The 4,334-nt window shown below is 43.7% G+C and carries 6 protein-coding genes; all 6 read left to right on the forward strand.

The annotated features are described in order from the left end of the window. Positions 1-317: Uma2 family endonuclease (locus WBA23_RS04455; RefSeq protein ID WP_424581044.1), on the forward strand; the 317-nt coding region annotated here is incomplete at its 5' end. A 37-nt stretch (positions 318-354) separates the two neighbouring features. Continuing rightward, complete coding sequence (ccsA, locus tag WBA23_RS04460) at positions 355-1,068, forward strand: cytochrome c biogenesis protein CcsA (RefSeq protein WP_424581045.1); 714 nt, start codon at positions 355-357, stop codon at positions 1,066-1,068. Between the two features lie 40 nt (positions 1,069-1,108). Then, entirely contained in the window at positions 1,109-1,249 is a 141-nt protein-coding gene (locus WBA23_RS04465; protein WP_424581046.1) for a CcmD family protein, read from the forward strand. 54 nt (positions 1,250-1,303) lie between these two features. After that, positions 1,304-1,705, forward strand: coding sequence for a cytochrome c maturation protein CcmE (locus WBA23_RS04470; protein ID WP_424581047.1), 402 nt, complete (start codon positions 1,304-1,306; stop codon positions 1,703-1,705). 9 nt (positions 1,706-1,714) lie between these two features. Further along, the gene (locus tag WBA23_RS04475; protein ID WP_424581048.1) at positions 1,715-2,575 is read left to right on the forward strand and encodes a hypothetical protein; all 861 of its coding nucleotides are present in this window, start codon (positions 1,715-1,717) and stop codon (positions 2,573-2,575) included. Beyond that, a partial coding sequence (ccsA, locus tag WBA23_RS04480; RefSeq protein WP_424581049.1) for a cytochrome c biogenesis protein CcsA occupies positions 2,575-4,334 on the forward strand: 1,760 nt, incomplete at its 3' end. The genes WBA23_RS04475 and ccsA (WBA23_RS04480), both read left to right, overlap by 1 nt.

The following is a 4,334-nucleotide window of genomic DNA, read 5'->3' on the forward strand; positions in this document are numbered from 1 at the left end:
AACCTGATCTGGTTATTGCTCATCAGCGAGCGGGTTTACAGATAAATGAATATGTTCAGGTAGCTGATTTACTACTACTAGTTGAGGTATCGGACACTACGCTAGCTCGTGACTTAGGCAGAAAAAAGGAGTTGTATGCACAAGTGGGAGTTCCTATTTATTGGGTGATTGATATTCCCCAACATCAGATCCATATATTCAGTAATTTATATCAGGGCGATTACGGAACAGCGGTAGCTTATAAGAAAGGGCCTTTTCCGGCTCTACCGTTCGATTTTCCGATCTCTTTTGACGATATATTTCCTGTTATCGAATGACTTTTTCCTTCTTTACCCGTAACCTGAACACGCACCTATGAAAAAACAATGGTGGAAAATATTAGCCATTTTATTAGTCGGATATACCATCACCGCCGGTCTGCTGGCCGATGTGCCCCGGTTACCAATACTGAATGAAACCGTTCGGGTGCTGCACTTTCACGTGCCCATGTGGTTTGGCATGGTAGCCCTGTTTACTGCCTCCGTGGCTTACTCGATTAAACATCTGACGAATCCGTTGCTTAAGCACGATACCTACGCCATTGAATTTGCTAATACCGGCATGTTGTTCGGAATTTTGGGTATTTTGAGTGGGTCGTTATGGGCTAAATTTACCTGGGGGGCTTTCTGGACGAATGATCCTAAGCTAAACGGAGCGGCTATCGCCCTACTGATTTACGCAGCTTACTTCATTTTGCGAGGATCGTTTAACGATGAGCAGCAGCGGTCGCGGGTAAGTGCGATTTACAATATTTTCGCCTACGCTACGCTAATTCCGCTCCTGTTTATTCTGCCCCGCATGACTGATTCATTACACCCGGGCAACGGCGGGAACCCCGGATTCAATATTTACGACGCGGCTAGTCAGTTACGCTTCATATTTTATCCGGCAGTAATTGGTTGGACGTTAATGGGAGTGTGGCTCACCAGTTTGCGTATTCGTTTGCACATCATAAAACAGAAACACAATGAAAGCTTGGAAGAAAAAATGCTGCTTGATCGTAGCCGCGCTGTGGCTGAGCGTTCTTAACGCTAGTTCACTACTGGCTCAGTCGGCTAACGAAGTCACTATGGCTGATACCTTTCGACAGGAAGGTAAGATTTACGTAGTAGTAGCGGTAATGCTCCTGATATTCTCCGGACTAGTTATCTACGCCATTCGTATTGATCAGAAAGTAAGTAGACTAGAGAAGGAACTGTCTGAAAATTGATAGTGGACAATGAGTAATGACAATGCAATCATTAACACCATAACACCTTAAAATATGAAACTAAAGTATATTATTGCCCTAATTGTAATTGCCGTATCGGTTACCATTATTATGTCTACCGCCGGAGATGCTAGTTCTTACCTTACTTTTGATGAGGCTAGTGAGCTAGCGCAATCGGGTGAGGATAAGAGTATTCACGTAGTAGGTACGCTAAAGAAAGATGCGCAGGGTGAAGTAGTAGGGGTAGAACCTTCGGAAGATAAGCTAACCGTTTCCTTCGTGATGGTAGACGAAAATAACCGGGAGCAGCAAGTATACTACAGTCAGCCCATGCCCGCCGACCTACTGCGTTCCGAGCAGGTAGTCGTTATTGGTTCGTACCATGATGAACACTTTGTAGCCGATGACTTGCTACTAAAATGCCCTTCCAAGTACCAGGAAGAAGAAATTAGTTAGAGCTAGTACATGGCAAATGAGTACGACCGGATTATCAAAGAAAATATTGAGGCGATAATCCTTCCGCTTTCCGACAAATTATTTGGTATCCGCCCAGAGGTGATGGAAGAGGTTGCGGTTGATTTACAGCTCACTTTGGAGCGTAAGCCGGATGTTGTTCGCCGCATTTCTTTTGAGAACGAACCGCAACGCATCTTACACATCGAGTTTCAGGTGGGCGATCAGGTCGAGATGGTACTGCGGATGCAAACCTACCGGGCACTATTGCAAGAATTGCACAAACTACCTGTGAGCCAGTTCGTGGTCTACTTGGGGCAAAAAACTCCGACTATGAAAACCAGTATTGCTGAGTTAATTTTCGGAGATGATAATAACTTTCAGTTTGAGCTTATCAACATTCACAATTATGATCATGAGCAGCTTCTTGCCTCCAACATTCCTGAAGAAATTCTATTAGCTGTACTTGGCGATTTCAAGAACGAATCGCCAGAAAAGGTTGTTGGTAGTATACTAAATCGGCTAGTAGCCACTAGTCAAAATACATCTAAGTTACAGCGATATGTCCGCCAGTTGGTGGTCATGGCCAAACTTCGTAATTTACAGCATAGTACACTTCAAACGATAGAAAAGATGCCAATTGAATTTGATCTGGAAAGTGATGTGATCTACCAACGTGGAAAACAAGAAGGTATACAAGAAGGTATACAAGAAGGCAAACAGGAGGGAAAACAGGAGGGTAGAGTGGAAGAAAAGAGAGAGCTTATCATAGAAATGCTGCGTGACGGAGCATTATCAATAGAGAAAATTGCTGCTTACGCTCATGCTTCGGTAGAATTTGTTAAAAACCTTCAGCAAGAAATTTCTTCCTAATGATTAATACCCTCATTGGCAATCTTGGCCACTTCTTTGTTATTTCTTCCTTTGTGGCCTCGCTAGTAGCCGCCTATGCTTACATTATTGCTACGGTAGAGAAAGATATTATAAAGTCCCAGGCATGGAAACACTTCGCGCGAGTTGCGTTCTACGTTCACGGTGGATTGGTTATTGGAGTAATTGGTAGTCTATTCTATATTATCTACAACCATCTCTTCGAGTATCATTATGCGTGGAGCCATTCTTCGCTGAGTCTACCCGTGTACTACATGATTTCCTGCTTTTGGGAAGGACAGGAGGGAAGTTTCCTGCTGTGGATTTTCTGGCACGTCATTTTAGGTTTCGTGCTGATTCGCACTAACCGGCAAACGGGTTGGGAAGCTCCGGTGATGGCGGTATTTGCATTAGTACAAGCATTCCTCGCTTCTATGATTCTCGGTACGGTGATTCCGGGTATTGAACTGAAAATTGGTAGCTCACCCTTTCTGCTACTGCGCGATGTAATGGTTGATGCCCCGGTCTTCGCCATGAATCCTGATTTTCGTCCTGAAGATGGAACTGGTCTGAATCCACTGTTACAAAACTACTGGATGGTCATTCATCCACCTACGTTATTTTTAGGCTTTGCTACCACGTTGGTGCCGTTTGCATTTTGTATGGCCGGTATTTGGCGGAAGCGGTACGAAAGCTGGATAAAACCAGCCTTGCCTTGGGCTATTTTCTCGGCGGCTGTTCTTGGTCTAGGCATTATGATGGGAGCCTACTGGGCCTACGAGACGTTAAACTTCGGCGGTTACTGGAACTGGGACCCGGTAGAAAACGCAGTGTATATTCCTTGGCTAGTTTTAGTAGCAAGTATTCACACGCTAATCATTTTCAAGAACAACGGAACGGCCCTTAAGACTTCTATTGTGCTGGTAATCGCTACGTTCGTGCTGATTCTATACAGTACATTTTTAACTCGTAGTGGCATTTTGGGCAATGCATCAGTGCATTCGTTTACTGACTTGGGCTTATCAGGCCAGTTGTTAATCTATATGCTGTTCTTTACGGTCGCAGCTATCGTTCTATCGGCCATTCATTGGAAAAATATTCCTACTTCCGAGAAAGAAGCATCAACCTACAGCCGGGAGTTCTGGATTTTTATTGGAGCTACTACGCTTTGCTTGATGTCTTTTCAGGTACTGGTGCCAACCTCTATTCCAGTGTATAATTCTATTATTGAGGCTTTTGGCGGAGTATCGAATATAGCTCCTCCTGCCGACCAAATAGCGTTTTATACCAAATTTCAGCTTTGGTTTGCTATTGCCATTGCGCTGTTATCCGGTACAGGGCAGTTTTTCTTCTGGCGCAAAATGAATCCTGAAAAGCTAAAGAGTGAGTTATCCATTCCGCTAATTATTACTTTAGTAGTTAGCGCAGGGGCTATGTTGATTGGAAAGATAACCAATCCGGTTTATATATTACTGCTCACCGTTTCGGTGTATTCTATTGTAGCGAACGGTAAAATCTTATTACGCTTTGGAAAAGAAAACTTTCAGTTAGCAGGAGGCTCTATTTCGCATATTGGTGTAGCGATGATTTTTATCGGCATTCTCTTTTCATCAGGTTACTCTAATGTGGTTTCTATTAACGAATCAGGTCTCCTTATTTTTAAGGATGATCCGGCTAACGAAAACTTGGAAAACACCTTACTGTGGATTAATGAACCGCGTAATATGGATAAGTACGAACTGGTCTATAAAGGCCAGCGAGT

Origin of the sequence: Tunicatimonas sp. (assembly GCF_049647865.1) — a bacterium.
Lineage (GTDB): Bacteria > Bacteroidota > Bacteroidia > Cytophagales > Cyclobacteriaceae > Tunicatimonas.

Bases quoted from the DNA above. Each gene is read 5' to 3' on its own strand.
- WBA23_RS04465 (WP_424581046.1), top strand. From the start codon at position 1,109: ATGGCTGATACCTTTCGACAGGAAGGTAAGATTTACGTAGTAGTAGCG.
- WBA23_RS04470 (WP_424581047.1), top strand. From the start codon at position 1,304: ATGAAACTAAAGTATATTATTGCCCTAATTGTAATTGCCGTATCGGTT.
- ccsA (WP_424581045.1), top strand. From the start codon at position 355: ATGAAAAAACAATGGTGGAAAATATTAGCCATTTTATTAGTCGGATAT.
- WBA23_RS04475 (WP_424581048.1), top strand. From the start codon at position 1,715: ATGGCAAATGAGTACGACCGGATTATCAAAGAAAATATTGAGGCGATA.